The 19,962-nt window shown below is 68.8% G+C and carries 17 protein-coding genes; 15 read left to right on the top strand and 2 right to left on the bottom strand.

Annotated elements, in window-relative coordinates; all coding sequences use genetic code 11:
- A complete protein-coding gene (locus ACSUZJ_RS13130) occupies positions 1 to 414 on the top strand; it encodes a secondary thiamine-phosphate synthase enzyme YjbQ (RefSeq protein WP_499408794.1) in 414 nt (137 codons plus the stop codon).
- A 162-nt stretch (positions 415 to 576) separates the two neighbouring features.
- On the opposite strand, the gene ACSUZJ_RS13125 is transcribed toward ACSUZJ_RS13130, so the two are convergent.
- Positions 577 to 1,542 (bottom strand): amidohydrolase family protein, encoded by a 966-nt coding sequence (locus ACSUZJ_RS13125; RefSeq protein WP_499408792.1) that lies wholly within the window; start codon positions 1,540 to 1,542, stop codon positions 577 to 579.
- Positions 1,543 to 1,829: 287 nt separating this feature from the next.
- Between ACSUZJ_RS13125 and ACSUZJ_RS13120 the strand changes: the two genes are divergently transcribed.
- Both ACSUZJ_RS13120 and ACSUZJ_RS13115 read left to right on the top strand, forming a co-directional pair.
- Entirely contained in the window at positions 1,830 to 3,182 is a 1,353-nt protein-coding gene (locus ACSUZJ_RS13120; RefSeq protein WP_499408790.1) for a hemolysin family protein, read from the top strand.
- A gap of 144 nt (positions 3,183 to 3,326) precedes the next feature.
- Positions 3,327 to 3,773: an Rv1443c family protein gene (locus tag ACSUZJ_RS13115; RefSeq protein ID WP_499408788.1), complete on the top strand. Its 447-nt coding sequence runs from the start codon at positions 3,327 to 3,329 to the stop codon at positions 3,771 to 3,773.
- Positions 3,774 to 3,789: 16 nt separating this feature from the next.
- Here the strand turns inward: ACSUZJ_RS13115 and ACSUZJ_RS13110 are convergent, their stop codons facing one another.
- On the bottom strand, positions 3,790 to 4,383 hold the full coding sequence (locus ACSUZJ_RS13110) for a LysE/ArgO family amino acid transporter (protein WP_499408786.1): 594 nt from the start codon (positions 4,381 to 4,383) through the stop codon (positions 3,790 to 3,792).
- A 146-nt stretch (positions 4,384 to 4,529) separates the two neighbouring features.
- Between ACSUZJ_RS13110 and ACSUZJ_RS13105 the strand changes: the two genes are divergently transcribed.
- The 12 genes from ACSUZJ_RS13105 (at position 4,530) to ACSUZJ_RS13050 (ending at position 19,958) form a co-directional block, all read left to right on the top strand.
- The gene (locus ACSUZJ_RS13105) at positions 4,530 to 5,423 is read left to right on the top strand and encodes a LysR family transcriptional regulator ArgP (RefSeq protein WP_499416534.1); all 894 of its coding nucleotides are present in this window, start codon (positions 4,530 to 4,532) and stop codon (positions 5,421 to 5,423) included.
- A gap of 231 nt (positions 5,424 to 5,654) precedes the next feature.
- Positions 5,655 to 6,458: a prolipoprotein diacylglyceryl transferase family protein gene (locus ACSUZJ_RS13100; RefSeq protein ID WP_499408784.1), complete on the top strand. Its 804-nt coding sequence runs from the start codon at positions 5,655 to 5,657 to the stop codon at positions 6,456 to 6,458.
- 74 nt (positions 6,459 to 6,532) lie between these two features.
- Complete coding sequence (locus tag ACSUZJ_RS13095) at positions 6,533 to 6,868, top strand: ArsR/SmtB family transcription factor (RefSeq protein ID WP_499408782.1); 336 nt, start codon at positions 6,533 to 6,535, stop codon at positions 6,866 to 6,868.
- A gap of 181 nt (positions 6,869 to 7,049) precedes the next feature.
- A complete protein-coding gene (locus tag ACSUZJ_RS13090) occupies positions 7,050 to 8,402 on the top strand; it encodes an amino acid permease (protein WP_499408780.1) in 1,353 nt (450 codons plus the stop codon).
- A 75-nt stretch (positions 8,403 to 8,477) separates the two neighbouring features.
- Positions 8,478 to 10,838, top strand: a complete 2,361-nt coding sequence (locus ACSUZJ_RS13085; RefSeq protein WP_499408778.1) for a putative bifunctional diguanylate cyclase/phosphodiesterase — start codon at positions 8,478 to 8,480, stop codon at positions 10,836 to 10,838.
- Between the two features lie 164 nt (positions 10,839 to 11,002).
- Entirely contained in the window at positions 11,003 to 11,545 is a 543-nt protein-coding gene (locus tag ACSUZJ_RS13080) for a TetR/AcrR family transcriptional regulator (RefSeq protein ID WP_499408776.1), read from the top strand.
- 1 nt (position 11,546) lies between these two features.
- Positions 11,547 to 13,211, top strand: coding sequence for an MFS transporter (locus ACSUZJ_RS13075; protein WP_499408774.1), 1,665 nt, complete (start codon positions 11,547 to 11,549; stop codon positions 13,209 to 13,211).
- A 10-nt stretch (positions 13,212 to 13,221) separates the two neighbouring features.
- Positions 13,222 to 14,466: an HlyD family secretion protein gene (locus tag ACSUZJ_RS13070; RefSeq protein ID WP_499408772.1), complete on the top strand. Its 1,245-nt coding sequence runs from the start codon at positions 13,222 to 13,224 to the stop codon at positions 14,464 to 14,466.
- Positions 14,463 to 15,881: an efflux transporter outer membrane subunit gene (locus tag ACSUZJ_RS13065; protein ID WP_499408770.1), complete on the top strand. Its 1,419-nt coding sequence runs from the start codon at positions 14,463 to 14,465 to the stop codon at positions 15,879 to 15,881. The genes ACSUZJ_RS13070 and ACSUZJ_RS13065 overlap by 4 nt, the downstream gene beginning before the upstream one ends.
- 387 nt (positions 15,882 to 16,268) lie before the next feature.
- The gene (locus tag ACSUZJ_RS13060) at positions 16,269 to 17,501 is read left to right on the top strand and encodes a 3-methyl-2-oxobutanoate dehydrogenase (2-methylpropanoyl-transferring) subunit alpha (RefSeq protein ID WP_499408768.1); all 1,233 of its coding nucleotides are present in this window, start codon (positions 16,269 to 16,271) and stop codon (positions 17,499 to 17,501) included.
- Positions 17,502 to 17,547: 46 nt separating this feature from the next.
- Positions 17,548 to 18,555, top strand: coding sequence for an alpha-ketoacid dehydrogenase subunit beta (locus tag ACSUZJ_RS13055; RefSeq protein WP_499408766.1), 1,008 nt, complete (start codon positions 17,548 to 17,550; stop codon positions 18,553 to 18,555).
- The gene (locus ACSUZJ_RS13050) at positions 18,555 to 19,958 is read left to right on the top strand and encodes a dihydrolipoamide acetyltransferase family protein (RefSeq protein ID WP_499408764.1); all 1,404 of its coding nucleotides are present in this window, start codon (positions 18,555 to 18,557) and stop codon (positions 19,956 to 19,958) included. The genes ACSUZJ_RS13055 and ACSUZJ_RS13050 overlap by 1 nt, the downstream gene beginning before the upstream one ends.
- Positions 19,959 to 19,962 lie beyond the last annotated feature (4 nt).

The raw sequence follows: 19,962 nt of genomic DNA, 5'->3' as shown, positions 1-19,962 counted from the left end.
ATGGCGCACCAGGAAATCCTCGACTTCGCCACCCGCGGCCGCGGCACGCGCGACATCACGGAAGAAGTCGCCCGGGTCGTGCGCGACTCGGGCATCCGGTGCGGCCTGGCCCAGGTCTTCGTGCAGCACACCAGCTGCTCGCTGACGATCACGGAAAACGCCGACCCCGACGTGCGGCGCGACCTGGAAACCATCATCGGCCGCCTGGCGCCCGACGGCGACCCGGCCTACCGCCACAACGACGAAGGCCCGGACGACATGGCTGCCCATGCGCGCAACGTGCTCACCGATACCGGCCTGACGGTGCCCATCGGCGGCGGCCGCCTTCTGCTGGGCACCTGGCAAGGCATTTATCTATGGGAGCACCGCAGCGCGCCGCACCGGCGGCGCGTGGTCGTCACCGTCATCGGCTGAGGCCGCCCCTCTCCTGGCGGCTTGTTTGAGTGGCATGGGTATGTCCGTAGTCCGTAGCGTGTGTTTTTTTGGTTGTTGATTTTCATGTGTTGGTTAGTTACATATTTTGCGAACCCGCAGGATCATGGATGCTTATGTTCGAAGCCAGGCTTTCACTGGAAATCACCGGAAATACGGCGGCACATTGCGCGCGATCTGCGCGAACTCTTCCTCGGTCAGCGGCAGCCTCCGAAACGCCGCCCAGGCCTCGCGCGGCCGCAGGTTGCCGCCCTGGGCCGCATCGGTCCCGTACAGCACCCTCTCCACGCCGACTTGGCGGATGCGTTGCGCCATCAGGCCGGCCGCATCGGAGGTGAGGCCGCGGTCGGCGATGGAGGCCAGGTCGAACCAGAGATTGCGCGTTTGCGGCGCGCCCTGCTCCACCGCCCCGGCCAGCACGGCCAGCACCTCGCGCGCCGGCGGGTCCTCGAAGCCGGGCCCGGTGCCGGCCAGGTGGGCCACCTGCACCACCACGTCCGGCGCCGCCGGCAGCACCTGCTCCAGGAATGCCCTCGCCTGCTTCTCTCCGTAGGGGCGCTTCTTGCCGATATTCGCGCGCAGGTGGACCACGATCGCCATGCCCTTCGCGTTCGCGGCGGCGAAGACGTCGCGCAGGCGTTCGACGTGGGCCGGATTGTCGAGCTGCACATCCGAATTGCCGAGATGGAGCTTGATCCCACGGCGCAGGCCCGGGATGCTGGCGCAGCGGTTCAGTTCCACCAGCGCGTAGTCCTTCAGCGGATTGAAGCCGCAAAAAGCGAGCAGGCGGTCCGGGAACTGCGCGGCCTGGGCGGCCGTCCAGTCGTTTTCCCGGCGGACGCGGGCGTATTCGTTGTCGACCTGGCGTCGCGGGCTGCCGAACATGTAGGCGGTGGACAGCAGGACCGCCTTGCGGATGCCGGCGCTGTCGAGGAGCGCGACCAGGTCGTACGCGCGCAATGGAATCAGGCCGGCTGCGGGACCGATGAGGGCAATGGTGTCGTCGCTGAAGACGTGCTGGTGGAAGTCGCCGACCGGCTGGGCATGCACGACTGCCGGAAGCACGAGCAGGCCGAAGGCCAGTGCGCGAAAGAGCTTGCGAGCGGGCATATTTGCCTTTCTCCTTAGCAGCGCGGAAACGCCGGATCGGCCGAAACCGGGTTCGCCGCATGGCCCGACCCATGGCTGCACCCGGCAGTTTCCACTTGAAAAGATCAGTCCACCTGGCGAACCACGACGTATCGATCATCGCACGCGGCCTTCATGCCCGCCAGGGTCGGACGGCCGTTTCCTGCGGTGCGATGCCAGTCCGGCGCGTCATGCGATGATGCCAACAGCGCATTCCCCGCGCCCCGGAACCCGGCCCGGCCCGCCGGCTGGAGACTCGCTTTTACACCATGACCGACATACTGATCATCCTTTTCCTGATCCTCCTGAATGGTGTTTTCGCGATGTCCGAACTGGCGCTGGTGTCCGCCAAGCGCCTGCGCCTCGAAAAGCAGGCCGAGGAAGGCAGCCGCGGCGCCCACGCGGCGCTGAGGCTGGCGGACAACCCCAGCCACTTCCTGTCCACGGTCCAGGTCGGCATTACCCTGATCAGCATCTTCAACGGCGCCTTCGGCGAAGCCTCGCTGGTGGCGCGCCTGCGGCCCTGGTTCGAGTCGATGCCGGCGGCCCAGCCCTATGCCTACCAGCTCTCCCTCGGCATCGTGGTGGTCTGCATCACCTTCGCCTCGATCATCCTCGGCGAACTGGTCCCGAAGCGCATCGCGATGCAGTACCCGGAAGCGATGGCGACCCTGATCGCCCCGCCGCTGCGCCTGCTCTCGACGATCATGTCGCCATTCGTGAAGATCCTGGCCCTGACCACCGAGGCGATCACCCGCCTGATCGGCATCGGCGGCCACAAGGACGAGACGCCGACCGAGGAAGACATCACCGGCATGATCAAGGAAGGCACCGACGCCGGCGTGTTCGAGAAGACCGAGTACGACATCGTCTCGCGCGCCCTGCGCCTGGACGACCGCCACCTGAAGGCCCTGATGACGCCCCGCGTGGACATGGATTTCATCGATCTCGAAGGCGACCGGTCCCAGATCCTGCACTGTATCGCCGAGAGCAGGTACAGCCGCCTGCCGGTCTGCCGCGGCGACCGCTCGCGCGTGGTCGGCTTCATCCATACCGGCGACCTGTTCGAACAGGCGGTGCGCGGCGGGTCGCTCGAGGCGATCGACGTGGACGCCGCCGTGCAGGACGTGCTGTACGTGCCGGAGTCGGTCAGCGCGATGGGCGCGCTGGAACTGTTCAAGAAGAACAACACGGAGCTGGGCCTGATCGTCGACGAGTACGGCGACATCCAGGGCATGGTGACGATGACCGATGTCATGAGCGCCCTGGTGGGTGATGTCACCGTCATCGGCGAGGAGCACGATCCGGACGCCGTGCAGCGCGAGGACGGCAGCTGGCTGCTCGACGGCGGCATGGTGCTCGACCGCTTCCGTGACCTGTTCGAGACCCGCGTCGCCTTCCCCGCCGAGGAAAACGGCGCCTACCACACCCTGGCCGGTTTCCTGCTCTACCAGTTCGGCTACATCCCGCAACCCGGCGAGACCATCGAATGGGGCGAGTACAAGTTCGAGATCGTCGACATGGACGGCAACCGGATCGACCGCGTGCTCGTCACGCACACCCCGCCGCCGCCCGAGCCGGCGCCGAGCGAGGAGCGCGCGGCCGACGGCGGGACGGCCTGAGACACGCGGCCGGCACGCCGGCCGCTCTTGTCGTTGCGTCCCTCACACATGGTGCATTTGCTCACACGAATTGCGAGATAGCGAACAGAAGCATTCTCCGGATCCGCGCACACTGGGTTGGAACCTACCGCCTGGAGCCTGACGATGACTAAGCGATTCACATTTGCGACCACCGTGCCCGCCTCGGTCGACGAGGCCTGGTCGTGGTCGACTTCCATCCGGGGCATCAAGTCGGAAATGTGGCCGATCCTGAAGATGACCTTCCCGAAAGACCTGACCCACATCGGCAGGGAAACGACGCTGCAAAAACCCATCTGCCGCTGCCAGTTCCTGCTGCTCGGGCTGTTCCCGATCGACATGTCGAAGCTGACCTTCGTCGAACTCGAGCCGGGCCGGCGTTTCGTCGAGCAGTCGCCGCTGCTGTCGATGCGGCTGTGGCGCCACGAACGCATCGTCACGCCCTCGCCGGACGGCACCGTGGTCACCGACAACGTCGAATTCACGCCGCGCTTTGCCGAGCCGGTGGTCGGCTGGTTCGTGAAGCGCTTCTTCGAGCACCGCCACGCGGTGCTGTCGCGCTCGTTGCGCTGAGCCGGGCGCCCTTGCGCTAGCCGCGCAGCAGCAGCCCCGCCAGCACCAGCATCGTCGCCCCGGTAAAGGCTTCGACCCCGCGCCACACCGCCGGCCGTCCCAGCACGCCCGAGAAGCGCCGCGCCAGCAGGCCCAGTCCGGTGAACCACAGCAGCGAGGCCGCCATCGCGCCGGCGGCGAAGGAACTGCGGTTCTCCAGCGCCAGGCTGCTGCCCACGGCGCCGAGCAGCACCACCGTGTCGAGGTAGACGTGGGGGTTCAGGAGCGACATCGCCAGCACGGCGGCCAGCGCCCTGTGCGCGCCCCCTGGCTGCGCTTCCCCGGCGAGCGCAGGGGCGTCGCCGCCGCGCCAGCTGCTCAGGAGGCAGCGCAATCCATACCACAGGAGGAAGGCCGCGCCGCCCCAGCGGCAGGCCGCCAGCAGGCGCGGCGACGCCTCGACCAGGGCGCCGAAACCGGACATGCCCAGGGCGATCAGGCTGACGTCGACGAGCACGCAGGCGGCGACCGTCAGCGCCACGTGGCGCCCGCGGATGCCGGTGCGGATCACGTGCGCATTCTGGGCGCCGATCGGCATGATCAGGCTTGCGCCCAGTCCCAGTCCCTGCATGAATACCTGCTGTGAAAACATCGACAACATCTGTCCGGCTCCGCTCTGTTTGCTTGAGCCGGAAGTATGGACGCCGCGGTGGCTCTCATCAATTATATTAATGCTTTCTAAACTTGATTAAGCGGAGCTAATCCATGCAGAACGGGATGCAGATCGACTGGCGCCGCGGCGAGGCCTTTGTCGCCGCCGTCGACACCGGCAGCCTGGAGGGGGCCGCGCAGCAACTGCGCATCACGCCCTCGGCCGTGTCGCAGCGCATTTCGGCGCTCGAGCAGGACATGGGCACGCCGCTGCTGGTGCGCGCCCGGCCCTGCCGCCCGACCGCGCCCGGCATGCGCCTGCTGCAGTTCCTGCGCCGGCGCAGCCTGCTGGAAGAGGAATTCCTGGCCGAGCTGGACAGCGACGCCGGGCCGGTGCGGGTCGCGCTGGCCGTCAACAACGACACGCTGGCGACCTGGCTGCTTCCCGTGTTGGCGCCGGTCCTGCTTGAAGAACAGTTGCTGGTCGAGTTCGTCCTCGACAACCAGGGCCATACCTTTGCCCTGCTGGAACAGGGCCAGGCCGTGGCCTGCGTATCGGGCGAGGCCGCGCCGATGCGCGGCTGCACGGTCAGTCCGCTCGGCCTGATGCGCTACCGCATGGTGGCCGCGCCCGCCTTTGCGCGCCGCTGGTTCCCCGCCGGACTGGAACGCGAGGCCGCACGCCGCGCGCCGGTGATGGTCTTCGACCGCAAGGACACGCTGCAGACCAATTTCCTGCTCCAGCATGTCGGCCTTCCTGAGGGCAGCTACCCCTTCCACTACGTACCGGCGAGCGACCCCTACGTGCAGGCGATCCGCCTGGGCCTGGGCTACGGCATGCTGCCGCTGGAGCAGTGCGCCGACATGCTGGCGTCCGGCGCTCTGGTCGACCTGGCGCCACGGTTGCACGTGGACGTGCCCCTGTACTGGCATGCCTGGCGCATCCAGCCGGCGCGCCTGGAAAGGATGGGCGCGGCCCTGGTGAAGGCGGCGCGCGCGGTGCTGCTGCCGATTTCCTGAGCCGTCGTGCGGCTGCAGGCGCCCCGCCCTTTGCCGCACGCCTCGGCCTGCCATAGAGCGCCTGACACAGCCTTCAGGGCAAGGGATGCGGCCACCCGACGCAGCGTCGAAGACAGTACGCCTGTACGGCGAGACGATGCAACGCAGCCATGGAGCTTGTGTCAGGCGCTCTTAATGATCCGTTAATACTTCTGCGTTACCATCCTGGCAAACACTTTCCAGGAGACACGCTTGGATGCCGTCAATCTCGGGCCGCTGGCCATCCCGGTGCGCGTACTGGTGCCCCTCGCCGGCGTCGCCGCCGCCAACCTCGCCGTGCTGTGGTGGCGCCGCCGCCGCGCGGTCGACGCCGATCCGGCCCTCTGGCACATGCTGGTCTGGGGCTTCCTGGCGGCGCGCGCCGCCTTCGTGCTGAAGTACTTCGACACCTATTCCGTCCAGCCGCTGTCGATGCTCGACATCCGCGACGGCGGCTTCGTCGCCTTTGCCGGCCTGCTGGTGGCCTTCGCCATCGGCTTCGAGCAGGTGCGCCGCAAGCCCGCGCTGCGCCGCCCGCTGCTGGCGGCGTCGCTGGCGGGCATCGCGGTCTGGGCCGGCGCCGGCTTCGCGGCCCGGCTTGCCGGACCGGCGGCCGCGCCCCTGCCCGCGGTCGCGCTCAAGCGCCTGGACGGCGGCAGCGTCAGCCTGCCCGAACTGGGCGGCAAGCCGATGGTGGTCAATTTATGGGCGACCTGGTGCCCGCCCTGCCGGCGCGAGATGCCGGCCCTCGGCGCGGCCCAGGCCGCCAATCCCGACGTCACCTTCGTCTTCGTGAACCAGGCCGAGCAGCCGGCGGCCGTCTCGCGCTACCTGGACGGCGAGGGCCTGAAGCTGGCCAACGTGGTGCTCGACCCCATCCGCAGCTTCGCGCGCGCCACCGACGTGAATGGCTACCCGACCACGCTGTTCTACGACAGCAAGGGCAGGCTGGCGGCGCGCCACATGGGGGAACTCTCCCCGGCCCAGTTGCGCGAGCGCCTCGCGGCCCTGCGCTAGGCCCCGGGAAGCAACAATCCATGCCACGACCATTGATCAAGCGGCCGACCGCACACCATGAAGGACCAGCAAGCATGATGGATACCACCGCCCCGATCGACCTGCAGGCCATGCGCGCCGCCGCCGGACGCGCCCGCGGCCTGCTGAAAGTGCTCTCGAATCCCGACCGTATGCTGCTTCTGTGCAAGCTGGCCGAAGGCGAGCACGCGGTGGGCGCGCTCGAGGCCGCGCTCGGGATCACCCAGCCGACCCTGTCGCAGCAGCTCGCGGTCCTGCGCGACGAGGGCCTGGTGCAGACCCGCCGCGCAGGCAAGCAGATCCACTACACGATCTCCAGTCCGGAAGCGCTGGCGGTGATGCGCACCCTGTACGCGCTATATTGTCCCAAGGGCGAAGGAGGCGGCCCATGAGCGTGGGCCGGCGCCATGCCGGCCGCCGGTGCGGGCCGCTCCGGGTGTTGCGCAGCGCCCGGCAGGCTCCCGGGCCCTGATGGACAACCTGTACCTGCCGCCCCGACACTGCCGCGAATTGCATGCCGGCATCGCCAACATGCATTAGAATCATTGACTTTTGCATACTGGCGCAGCGGCAATGGCAGAAGCGACGCAACAACTCAAGCGCGGCCTCAAGGGCCGCCACATCCAGCTCATCGCCCTCGGCGGTGCGATCGGCACCGGTCTCTTCCTCGGGATCGCCCAGACCATCCAGATGGCCGGCCCCTCGGTCCTGCTCGGCTATGCGGTCGCCGGCCTGTTCGCCTTCCTGATCATGCGCCAGCTCGGCGAGATGGTGGTGGCCGAACCGGTGGCCGGCTCGGTCAGCTATTTCGCCGACAAGTACGGCGGCCACATGGCCGGCTTCGTCACCGGCTGGAACTACTGGATGATGTACATCCTGGTCAGCATGGCCGAACTGTCCGCGGTCGGCGTCTACGTCCAGTACTGGTGGCCCGAGATCCCGACCTGGGTCTCGGCCCTGGCCTGCTTCCTCGTCATCAATTCCTTCAGCCTGCTCAACGTGCGCGCCTTCGGCGAACTCGAGTTCTGGTTCGCCGTCATCAAGGTGGTGGCCGTGATCGGCATGATTCTGTTCGGCGGCTGGCTGCTCGCCACCGGCGGCGCCGGCCCCGAGGCGGGCGTGGCCAACCTGTGGCGCCACGGCGGCTTCTTCCCGAACGGCGTCCAGGGCCTGGTGATGGCCATGGCCGTGATCATGTTCTCCTTCGGCGGCCTGGAGCTGATCGGCATTACCGCGGCCGAGGCCGACAATCCGGAAAAGACCATCCCGCGCGCCACCAACCAGGCGCTCTACCGCGTGCTGATCTTCTACGTCGGCGCCCTCTTCATCCTGCTCTCGCTCTTCCCCTGGCAGAAGGTGGTCAGCGGCGGCAGCCCCTTCGTGCTGATCTTCGCGGCCCTGAACAGCAATGCGGTGGCGACCGTCCTGAACGTCGTGGTCCTGACCGCCGCCCTCTCGGTCTACAACAGCGGCGTCTACGCCAACACGCGCATGCTCTACGGCCTGGCCAGCCAGGGTAACGCCCCGGGCTTCCTGAAGCGTCTCACCAGCAGCGGCGTGCCGCTCGCGGCCCTCGGCGTGTCGGCCGCGGCCACGCTCGCCTGCGTGCTGGTCAACTACGTCATGCCGGGCGAAGCCTTCGGGCTGATGATGGGCCTGGCGGTGTCGGGCCTGATCATCAACTGGGCCACGATCTCGCTGGTGCACCTGCGTTTTCGCGCCAGCCGCGCCGCGGGGGGCAAGGGTGCGACCCTGTTCCCGAGCCCGCTGCATCCGCTCTCGAACTGGCTGTGCCTGGTGTTCCTGGCTGCAATCCTGGTGGTCATGTACCTGACGCCCGGCCTGCGCACCTCGGTCTACCTGATTCCCGTGTGGCTGGCGGTCCTGGGCGCCGGCTACCTGCTGCGCCAACGCCGGGTCGGCTAGCGCGCACGGCTCGCTTGCGCCGCCCGCCGGCGCGAGCGGTTACCATGCCCGCTTGAGCATTTCGGCAAGCCGGGCATGAAGACTGACGAACAACTACCACTGGAAGACGGCGCCAGCGTGGTCGCCGACGCCGGCCAACGCGTGCTGGGCGCCAGCGCGCCCTTCCTCGCGCGCACCCGCCTTGCATACGCCGAAGTGGTCGGCCGCAGCCTGGCCGAACTGGGCGCGGCGCTCGAACGCTCCAGCGTCCTCGCCCAGCCGGCCGGCCTGCACATCCTGCCCCTGGGCGCAGGCGGCGCCGCCACGCACTATGTCGCCACCCTGTTCGAAGCCAGGCCTGCACAGCACGGCAGCCGGCAGCGCAGCTTCGACGAACTGCTCGACCACATCCCGGCCGGCGTGGTGGTCTGCGCGGCCGACTCGCGCGCCATCTATGCCAACCGCTTTGCCCTCGGCCTGCTCGGGCAGGCGATCGACCGGATGCGCACCCACCCGGCAGACTCGGGCGCCTGGAACGTGCTGCGCGCGGACGGCAGCGTCATGCCGCCGGCCGAGTACCCGGTCACGCGCGTCCTGCGCGGCGGCGAGATGGTCAGCGATGTCGTGGTCGGCCTGCCCGGCGCCGAGCTGCGCTGGCTGATCTGCAATGCCTACCCCGTATTCGATGGCGCCGGCAAGCTCAGGGAGGTGGTGGTCTGCTTCACCGATTGCACCGCGCTGAAGGCGCTCGAGCGTTCGCTGCACAAGTCCGAGGAGCGCTTGCGCCTGGTGCTGCAGGGATCGACCGACGCGCCCTGGGACTGGGACCTGGTCACCAACCGCCTGTATTACTCGGCACGCTGGTGGGAAATGCTCGGCTGCGACGAAGGCGAGCGCGAAGGCGACGACAGCGGCTGGCGCCAGCTCACCCATCCCGACGACCTGCCGCGCGTGCACGGCATCCTCGAACGCGTGGTGGCGTCGCAGGAGCGCAGCTACCACTTCGAGATGCGCCTGCGCCACCGCGACGGCCACTACGTGCCGGTGCTGGCGCGCGGCTTCGTGCTGCGCGACGCGAGCGGCCGCGCGCTGCGCCTGTCGGGCACGAATACCGACCTGACCGAAACCAAGCGCGCCGAGCAGCGCATCTACGAGCTGGCCTACTTCGACTACCTCACCGGGCTGCCGAACCGGCGCCTGCTGATCGAGCAGCTGCAGAAAATCCTCACCCGCGGCGCGCGCTCGCGCCAGTACGGCGCCCTGCTGTTCATCGACCTCGACAACTTCAAGCTGCTCAACGACACCCTCGGCCACGACGTCGGCGACCAGCTCCTGCGCCAGGTGGCCGAACGCCTGCGCCACGCCGTGCGCGAGAGCGACCACCTGTCGCGCCTGGGCGGCGACGAATTCGTGGTCGTCCTCGAGAACCTGGGCGAATCCGAATCCACCGCGATCCACGAGTCCCACGTCATCGGCAGCAAGCTGCTCGCCGCCCTGGCGCACCCCTACCAGCTGGCGGGCCGCCCGAGCGTGAGCACGCCCAGCATCGGCGTGGCCGTGTTCGGGCCGGCCGCCACCAGCGTCGACCTGCTGCTGCGCCAGGCCGACCTGGCGATGTACCGGGCCAAGGCCGAAGGCCGCAACACGGTGCGCTTCTTCGACCCCAGCATGCAGGCCGCCGCCGACCGCCAGATCGACCTCGAAAACGACCTGCGCGACAGCATCCACCACCAGCATTTCGAGCTCCACTGCCAGCCCCAGTTCGATACGGGCGGCGCGCTGGCAGGCGGCGAAGTGCTGGTGCGCTGGCGCCACGGCGAGCGCGGCCTGGTCCCGCCGGACGAATTCATCGGCCTGGCCGAAGCCAGCGGGCTGATCAATCCGCTGGGGAACCTGGTGCTCGACCAGGCCTGCCGCGTGCTGGCGCGCTGGGCAGGCCATCCGCGCCTGAAGGACCTGACGCTGGCCGTCAACATCAGCGCCCACCAGCTACGCGAGATCGATTTCGCCGAGCGCGTGCTGGATGCGCTCCAGGCCAGCGGCGCCCCTGCCGGCCGGCTCTGCCTGGAACTGACCGAAAGCGTCTTCGCCGAGAACATCGAGGACGTGACCGCCAAGATGGACGCCCTGCGCGCCCAGGGCATCCGCTTTTCGCTCGACGATTTCGGCACCGGCTACTCCTCGCTGAGCTACCTGCGGCGCTTCCCGCTGGCCGAACTGAAGGTCGACCGCAGCTTCGTCAAGGACCTGCCGGGCGACGCCCACGCCGGCGCCATCGTCGACGCCATCCTGGCGCTGGCGCGCACCCTCGACCTGACGGTGGTGGCCGAGGGCGTGGAAACGCGCGAACAGCTCGACTTCCTGGTGGCCCACGGCTGCCGCGTGCTGCAGGGCTACCTGCTGGGCAAACCCATCCCGATCGAGGAGTTCGAGCGCCGCTTCGGGGCGCCCGCCTGACGCGGCGCCGATCCAGCCGTGCGCTCGGCGCTGCCGCATCGCAGTATTCTAGTAGCAAAGCGACAACCGGTCCCCAGCTGTCCCCGGCGCCCCTGCGCCACGGCAGGCCGGTCATCATTGTCCGCTTCCGATTAACCGGACAAAGGTGTCCCGACTTGACGACGATGCTCAGATCCGACGCTGCGCTGCGGCGCGACCAGATCCTCGACGCGGCCGACGCCGTGTTCACCAGCCACGGCGTGACCGCGCCGCTCGAACTGGTGGTGGCGCGCGCCGGGGTCGGACGCGCCACCCTGTACCGCAACTTCCCCGACCGCGCGGTCCTGATGGACGCGCTGCTCGAACGCGCGCTCGCGGGCCTGGAGGACGGCGCCGCCGGCCGCGACCTGTTCGGCCTGCTCGAACAGGTGGCCCAGCGCATCGTCGCCTCGCCCGCCGTCACCGACTACTGGCGCGCGGTGGAGCCCGGCCACCCGGCCGCGAAAAGCGGGCGCGAGCGCCTGGCGCGGCTGTTCCGCGCGCCGCTGGCGGCGGGCATCGCCAGCGGCGCCTGCCGCCCCGACCTGCGCCCGAGCGACATCGTCCTGGCCTGCGGCATGCTCGGCGCCACCCTGAGCGGCAGCACGCCGGCCAAGCGCCGGGCCCAGGTGCGGCGCGCGCTCGAGCTGATCAGGGGCGGCCTGGCCGCGCCCGCGCGGAGACGCTAGCATGGCCCAGTTGCTCAAGCCAACGCCGAACTGGGAGGAGCACGAAAAGCCTTCGCTGCCCGGTTCGCCGGCGATGCCGTATCACAGCCCGGCGGTGCGCGCGGCCTACGCCTGCGTGGCCCTGCTGGTCGGGATCACCGGCGGCCTGGGCAACGCCTTGGTCACGGCCAACCTGCCGACCATCCAGGGCCAGCTCGGCCTGACGCCTTCGGAGGGCGCCTGGCTGCCGGCCGCCTTCGTGATGGTCAACGTCACCGCCAACATGCTGGTCTTCAAGTTCCGCCAGCAGTTCGGCATGCGCCTGTTCACCGAGATCGGCCTCGGCCTGTACGCGGCGGTGACCCTGCTGCACCTCTTCGTCGGCGGCTTCGCGATGGCGGTCGTGGTGCGCGCCGCCAGCGGTTTCGCCGGCGCCGCCGCCACCACCCTGTCGATGCTCTACATGCTGCAGGCGGCGCCGCGCGCCTACACCGGCAAGATGGTCGTGATCGGGGTCGGCATCCCGCAGCTCGCCACGCCCCTGGCCTGGCTGCTCTCGCCGACGCTGCTGGTGTTCGGCCAGTGGCACAACCTGTATCTGTTCGAGGCCGGCCTGGCGCTCTGTTCGCTGGCGGCGGTGGTGGTGCTGAAACTGCCGCCGGGCGCCCACATCAAGGTCTTCGAGAAGCTCGACTTCCTCACCTTCGCCCTGATGGCCCCGGGCGCGGCGATGCTGGTCGCGGTCCTGGCCCAGGGCTATTCGCACTGGTGGTTCGACGAAACCTGGCTGGCCTGGCTGCTGATGGGCGCCGTGGTCCTGATCAGCGGCGCGCTGTACGTCGAGCACCACCGCGCCAATCCGCTCCTGCAGACGCGCTGGCTGGTCACGCCCAGCATCCTGCGCTTCATCGTCGGCGCCTTCCTGATCCGCTTCCTCACCTCGGAACAGACCTATGGCGCGGTGGGCCTGCTGCGCACCCTGGGCATGGGTCCGGACCAGATGCAGCCGCTGTTCGCGGTGATCCTGGTGGGGACCATCGTCGGCATGCTGGCCAGCGCGCTGACCTTCAGTCCCAAGACCCTGATCCCCCAGCTGATCGCCGCCATCGTCCTGTTCGGCGTGGCGGCGGTGCTCGACTATGGCCGCACCAGCCTGGACCGGCCGCAGGACTTCTACTTCAGCCAGTTCCTGGTGGCGCTGGGCAGCGGCATGTTCATGGGACCGCTGGTCCTGCTCGGCATCACCCAGGCGCTGAAATTCGGTCCCAACTACGTGGTCACCTTCACGGTGGTGCTGTCGATGACCCAGACCCTGGGCGCCATGACCGGCTCGGCCCTGCTCAGCACCTACCAGCTGCACCGCGAGCAGGTGTACTCGAGCGAGCTGGTGGCCAACGTCAACCCGGCCGACCCGCAGGTGGCCCAGCGCCTGCAGATGCAGCAGGGGGTCTACCGCTCGATCATTACCGATCCCGTGCAGCGGGCCGCGCAAGGCACGGCCCTGCTGTCCCAGATCACGCGGCGCGAAGCGAACGTGCGCGCCTTTAACGACGTCTTTGCCCTCTCCGGCATCCTGGCCCTGCTGTTCCTGTTCTGGTCGCTGTTCGTGGCGGTGCGCGCCGCGATCCGCGACCGCAAGGCAGCCGCCGCCGCCAACCCGGCGCCCGCGGGCGCCGCAAACCGCTGACAGAAGAAACATGAACAACCCGACTCATCCGACCCGAGAAGAAACCGAGCAAGCCGAAGCCAATCCGCCGCCGCCGGGCGACTCGGACGACGGCGCGCCGGAACAGGGCGCGCAGGCGGCGCCCCCGCGGCCCGCCGCCCCGCCCGGACCGCCGCCGGCGGCACCGGCTCCGGCTCCGGCGCCCGATGCCCCGCCCAAGAAGATCCGCGCCACGCCGGCCTCGATCGGCATCATGCTGGTGGTGGCGGCGGTCGGCATCGCCCTGATCATGTGGGCCTGGCACATCGGGCCCTTCAACACCGCGCGGGTGAGCACCGACAACGCCTATGTGCGCGGGGCGATCACCGTGCTCTCGCCCCAGGTCAACGGCTACGTCAGCGAGGTCCTGGTCAAGGATTTCCAGTACGTGAAGGCGGGCCAGGAACTGCTGCGCATCGACGACCGCATCTACGCCGAACGCGTGCGCCAGGCCGAGGGCCAGCTCGCCAACGCGGTGGCCCAACTGAACAATGCCGAGCAGACCCAGGCGCAGAACACGGCCTCGCTCGGTTCGGCGCGCGCCAACCTGGCCGCGGCAGAGGCCGAGGAGGCGCGCGCCCGCGCCGAGCAGGGCCGGGTCGACGAACTGGCCGAACGCGGTTCGGTGTCGCTCAGCGAGCGCGACCGGGTGCGTACCTCGGCGCGCCTGGCCTCGGCCAACGTCCTGAAGGCGCGCGCCGAGATCGACATCGCCCAGCAGCGCATCAAGTCCACCCTTGTTGCGCGCGGCGGGCTGGAAGCCCAGGTCAGCACGGCCGAGGCCCAGCTCGCGCTGGCGAAGATCGACCTGGCCAACACCGTGATCAAGGCGCCGCGCGACGGCCAGGTGAGCGAAGCATCGGTGCGGCGCGGCCAGTACGTGACGGCCGGCTCGCAACTGCTGTTCCTGGTGCCCGACCAGCTCTGGGTGGTGGCCAATTTCAAGGAGGGCCAGACCTGGCGCATGCGCATCGGCCAGCCGGCGCGCTTCTCGGTCGACGCCTTCGAAGGCGCCACCCTCACCGGCCACGTGGAGCAGATCGCGCCGGCCACCGGCTCCGAGTTCTCCGTGCTGAGGCCCGATAACGCCTCGGGCAACTTCACCAAGGTGGTGCAGCGCCTGCCGATCCGCATCGCCATCGACCCCGACCAGGAACTGGCGCGGCGCCTGCGTCCCGGCATGTCGGTGACGGCGGAAGTCGACACCGGCGCCCAGCCGCGCGAGGGAGCGCGATGAGGGTGCGCTCGACGACCAAGCCATGGATGCCGCGCCGCCGTTTCCACGCCCTGCTGGCGGCGCTTGGCGCCGGCGCGCTGGCCGGCTGCATGCCGGCCCTGCGGCCTGCGCCCGAACTGTCGCGCGTGGCCGCCCCGGCGTCCTGGCGCGAGCCGCTTGCGGGCACGGCCAACGTCGACCCGCAATGGTGGCGCAGCTTCGGCGACCCGCAGCTCAGCGCCGTGGTCGAAGCGGCGCTGGCGCGCAACAGCGACGTCCTGATCGCGGTTGCCCGTGTCGACGAAGCGCGTGCCCAGGCAGAGGCCGCGGAAGCCGCGCGCGTGCCGGCCCTGAACCTGGCCGTGGGCGTGCAGGCCGGCCGCTCGCTGGAAGCGACCGGTGCCAGCACTTCGCGCGCGGTCCAGCCGGCGCTGCAGGCCAGCTGGGAACCCGACATCTTCGGGCGCATCCGCGAACAGATACGCGCCGCCGGCCTGCAATACCGCGCCACCCAGGCCGAGCGCGACGCCGCGGCCCTGGCCGTGGCCGCGGGCGCCGCCCAGAACTACATTGCCCTGCTCGCCCTCGACGCCCAGCTCTTCATCACGCGCGCCACTGTCGCCTCGCGCGCCGAGGCCCTGCGTCTCGCGCTTGATCAGGCCCGGGTCGGCTACATCTCCCAGCTCCAGCTGACCCAGGCCCAGTCCGAATACCAGTCGGTGCTGCAGGCCGTGCCCGAACTCGAGCTGGCCGTGCGGCGCCAGGAAAACGCGGTGCGGCTGCTGGCCGGCGAGTTGCCGGGCCCCGTGGCGCGCGGCAAGGGTTTCCAGGACCTGCACCTGCCGCCGGTGCCGAACGCCCTGCCTTCGCAACTGCTGGCGCGCCGGCCCGACATTGCCCAGCGCGAACTGCTGCTGGCGGCCGCCGACACTGCGCTGGCCCTGCGCCGCCAGGCCTTCCTGCCCCAGATCAACCTGAGCGCCCAGCTCGGCAGCGTGCTGGTCAGCGCCCTCGACTACGACCCGGTCAGGATCTGGAGCGTGGGCGGCAGCGTGCTCGCGCCCCTGTTCTCGGCCGGCCGGCTCACGGCCCAGTACGAGGCCTCGGCCTCGCAGCGCGACCAGGCGGCCTTCGCCTACCGCCGCGCCGTGCTGACGGCTTTCTCGGAAGTCGAGAATGCCCTGGCCGGGGTCCCGCGCCTGCAGGACCAGGTCGGCCACGCCATGCAGCGGCGCGCCATCCTCGAACGCTCGCTCGGCTATGCGCGCGACCGCTACCAGGCCGGTTATGCCTCCTACCTCGAGCAACTCGACGCCCAGCGCAATCTCTACCAGGTGGAGTTGTCGCTGGTCACGTTGCGGCGCACACAGATCGAGAACCTGATCGCGCTGTACCGGGCGCTGGGTGGCGGGTGGTCGGCGCAGGCGGTGTCTTGAGTAAATTCTGATTCGCACACGTTTGGCCGGGGTCGCCTTTGGATGCCTGACTGCGTGCTAGCTTCATGGTGGATGTGGGTGCCGGCGCGTGCGCGATTTGCCAATGGTAACGATCGACGCGTGGACGGGGACCCGTCCACCCTACGTCCCTCCGGCACACGGCGAATGACGCCAGCGTATCCGACATGCCCGTAGGGTGGACGGCTCTGCCGTCCACGCGTCGATAGGCGAAACAAGTCCGTCCGCGAACGCCTCGGCAAAGGCTGATTCACCCCATCCCATGCTGCACAGCAGCACGAAAATACTTCGTTGCAATGCTCGTGCGCGGGCTTGCAGGATTTATCATTTCCGCTTGCCGCACATCACCTCACAAAGGGAAAGCGAATTATGAGCCAGGGTCATCCTCTGTCGCTGCATGTCCCGGAGCCAACCGGCCGCCCGGGTTGCAAGACTGATTTTTCGTATCTGCAGTTATCAAAAGCCGGCGAAGTACGCCGGCCCGACGTGAACGTCCAGTTCGGCGACACCGCCGACCTGGTTTCCTCCCTGGTCCGCGTGCTCGACGACGACGGCAACGCCGTCGGTCCCTGGGCCCCGGACATCGATCCCGAACAGCTCCGTTTCGGGCTGCGCACCATGATGAAGACCCGCATCTTCGATGCGCGCATGGTCATCGGCCAGCGCCAGAAGAAGATGTCCTTCTACATGACCTCGCTCGGCGAGGAAGCCATCGGCACCGCGCACTCGCTGGCCCTGAAGGACGGGGACATGTGTTTCCCGACCTACCGCCAGCAAAGCCTCCTGATGGCGCGCGAATACCCGATGGTCGACATGATCTGCCAGCTGCTCTCGAACGAGCGCGACCCGATGAAGGGCCGCCAGCTGCCGGTCATGTACTCGGTCAAGGAAAAGGGTTTCTTCTCGATTTCCGGCAACCTTGCGACCCAGGTGCCCCAGGCCGTGGGCTGGGCCATGGCATCAAGCATCAAGGGTGATACGAAAATCGCGTCGGCCTGGATCGGCGACGGCGCCACGGCCGAATCGGACTTCCACACCGCGCTCACTTTCGCCCACGTCTACCGGGCGCCCTGCATCGTCAACGTCGTCAACAACCAGTGGGCGATCTCGACCTTCCAGGCCATCGCCGGCGGCGAGAGCGTGACCTTCGCCGCGCGCGGCGTGGGCGCCGGCATCGCCTCGCTGCGCGTGGACGGCAACGACTTCCTGGCCGTGTACGCGGCTTCCTGCTGGGCCGCCGAGCGCGCTAGAGGTAACCTCGGACCGACGCTCATCGAATGGGTGACCTACCGCGCCGGCCCCCACTCCACCTCCGACGACCCCTCGCGCTACCGCCCGGCGGACGACTGGTCGCGCTTCCCCCTGGGCGACCCGATCGCCCGCCTGCGCCAGCACCTGACGAAGATCGGCGCCTGGTCCGACGCGGAGCACGAACGCGTCCAGGCCGAACTCGAGGCCGAGGTCCTGGCCGCGCAGAAGGAAGCGGAACAGTACGGCACGCTGGCCGACGGCCGGGTGCCGAGCGCGGCCTCGATGTTCGAGGATGTCTACAAGGACATGCCCGAGCACCTGCGCCGCCAACGTCAACAACTGGGGGTGTGAGATGGCACGCGACGATAACGATTCAAAACCGGTCACGACAACGCAAATGACGATGATCCAGGCCCTGCGTTCGGCCATGGACGTCATGCTCGGCCGCGACGACAACGTCGTCATCTATGGCCAGGACGTCGGCTACTTCGGCGGCGTGTTCCGCGCCACCGATGGCCTGCAGGCCAAATACGGCAAGACCCGCGTGTTCGACGCGCCGATTTCCGAAGGCGGCATCGTCGGCACCGCGGTCGGCATGGCGGCCTACGGGCTGCGCCCGGTGGTCGAGATCCAATTCGCCGACTATTTCTATCCTGCGACCGACCAGATCGTGTCGGAAGCGGCGCGCCTGCGCTACCGCTCGGCCGGCGACTTCACCGCGCCGCTGACCATCCGCATGCCCTGCGGCGGCGGCATCTACGGCGGCCAGACCCACAGCCAGAGCCCGGAAGCGATGTTTACCCATGTGTGCGGCCTGCGCACCGTGATGCCGTCCAATCCCTACGACGCGAAAGGCCTGCTGATCGCCTCGATCGAGAACGACGACCCGGTCATCTTCCTGGAGCCCAAGCGCCTTTATAACGGTCCCTTCGACGGCCACCACGACCGCCCTGTCGTCTCCTGGGGCAAACACCCGCTGGGTGAAGTCCCGGAAGGCTACTACACCGTCCCGCTCGACAAGGCAGCGGTGTTCAGGCCGGGCGCCGACCTGACCGTGCTGACCTACGGCACCATGGTCTGGGTCTCGGAAGCGGCGGCCATGGAAACCGGCATCGATGCCGAGATCGTCGACCTGCGCACCCTGTGGCCGCTGGACCTGGACACCATCGTCGAATCGGTGAAGAAGACCGGCCGCTGCGTGGTCGTGCACGAGGCGACGCGCACTTCCGGCTTCGGCGCGGAACTGGCCGCCCTGGTGCAGGAACACTGCTTCTATCACCTGGAAGCGCCGATCGAGCGCGTCACCGGATGGGACACCCCTTATCCGCACGCGCAGGAATGGGCGTACTTCCCCGGCCCCGACCGCGTCGGCGCCGCGTTCAAACGTGCGATGGAGGCGAAATAATGGGTATTCACGTCATCAAGATGCCTGACCTCGGCGAAGGCATCGCGGAAGTCGAAGTCGTGGCCTGGCACGTGCAGCCGGGCGACACGGTCAAGGAAGACCAGGTGCTGGCCGACGTCATGACCGACAAGGCCACGGTCGAGATTCCCTCGCCGGTGAACGGCACCGTCGTTGCGCTGGGCGGCAAGCTGGGCGAAGCGATGGCTGTCGGCGCGGAACTGATCCGCCTCGAGGTCGAGGGCGCCGGCAACCACAGCGGCGATGCTCCGGCCACGGGCAGCACTACCGCGCGCCAGCACGCCGGCGCGGCGATAGCCGCCCCCGGCAAGGACACGGTCGACGAATTCCCGCCGATCACCGTGGCCCAGCCGGAAACGGTCGTCACGAGCGTGACCAGCGAGGAAACGGCGGCGCCGGCCCATGCCGCGCCGCCCCGTCCTGCTCCGGTCCCGGCGCCGACGCCTGCCCCCGCCCATACCCAGGCTGGCGGACAGGCCGCCGCGCCTGCGCACCATGGCCGCGCCGCCGGCGAAAAACCGCTGGCCGCTCCCGCGGTGCGCCAGCGCGCCTGGGACATGGGCATCGAGCTGCAATACGTGAGCGGCTCCGGTCCGGCCGGCCGCATCACCCACGCCGACCTGGATGCCTATGTGGCGCGCGGCCAGAAAAAAGCGGCCGAAGGCGACCGCCGCTACGCCGTGCTCGAGGGCGAACAGGCCATGCCGGTGATCGGCATGCGCCGCAAGATCGCCGAGAAGATGCAGGAGGCAAAACGCCGCATCCCCCATTTCACCTACGTGGAAGAGGTCGACGTCACCGAACTGGAAGCGCTGCGGGTGCAGCTGAACGCCCGCTATGCCGGCCAGCGTCCCAAGCTCACGCTGCTGCCGCTGATCATGCGCGCGGTCGTGCTGGCGATCCGCAAGTATCCAATGGTGAACGCCCGCTTCGACGACGACGCCAACATCGTCACCACCTACAACCCGGTCCACCTGGGCATCGCGGCCCAGACCGACGCCGGGCTGATGGTGCCGGTGGTGAGGAATGCCGAGGCGCGCGACCCGTGGTCGGCGGCCGCCGAAGTGGCGCGCCTGGCCGAGGCGGCGCGCAGCGGCAAGGCCCTGCGCGAAGAACTCACCGGCTCGACCATCACGATCACCAGCCTCGGGGCCCTGGGCGGCATCGTCACGACGCCGGTCATCAACCGGCCGGAAGTGGCGATCGTCGGCGTGAACCGCATCATCGACCGGCCCGTCATCAAGGATGGCGCCATGGTGGCGCGCAAGCTGATGAACCTGTCCTCGTCCTTCGACCACCGCGTGATCGACGGCATGGTGGCGGCCGAATTCATCCAGACCATCCGCGGCTACCTCGAGTGCCCGGCAACCCTGTTCGTGGAGTGAGCCG

It is taken from the genome of Telluria sp. B2, assembly GCF_051789535.1.
Classification (GTDB): Bacteria; Pseudomonadota; Gammaproteobacteria; order Burkholderiales; family Burkholderiaceae_D; genus Telluria.
Note: the sequence above shows the minus strand (reverse complement) of the source record. Positions and strands in the feature narration are given on the sequence as shown.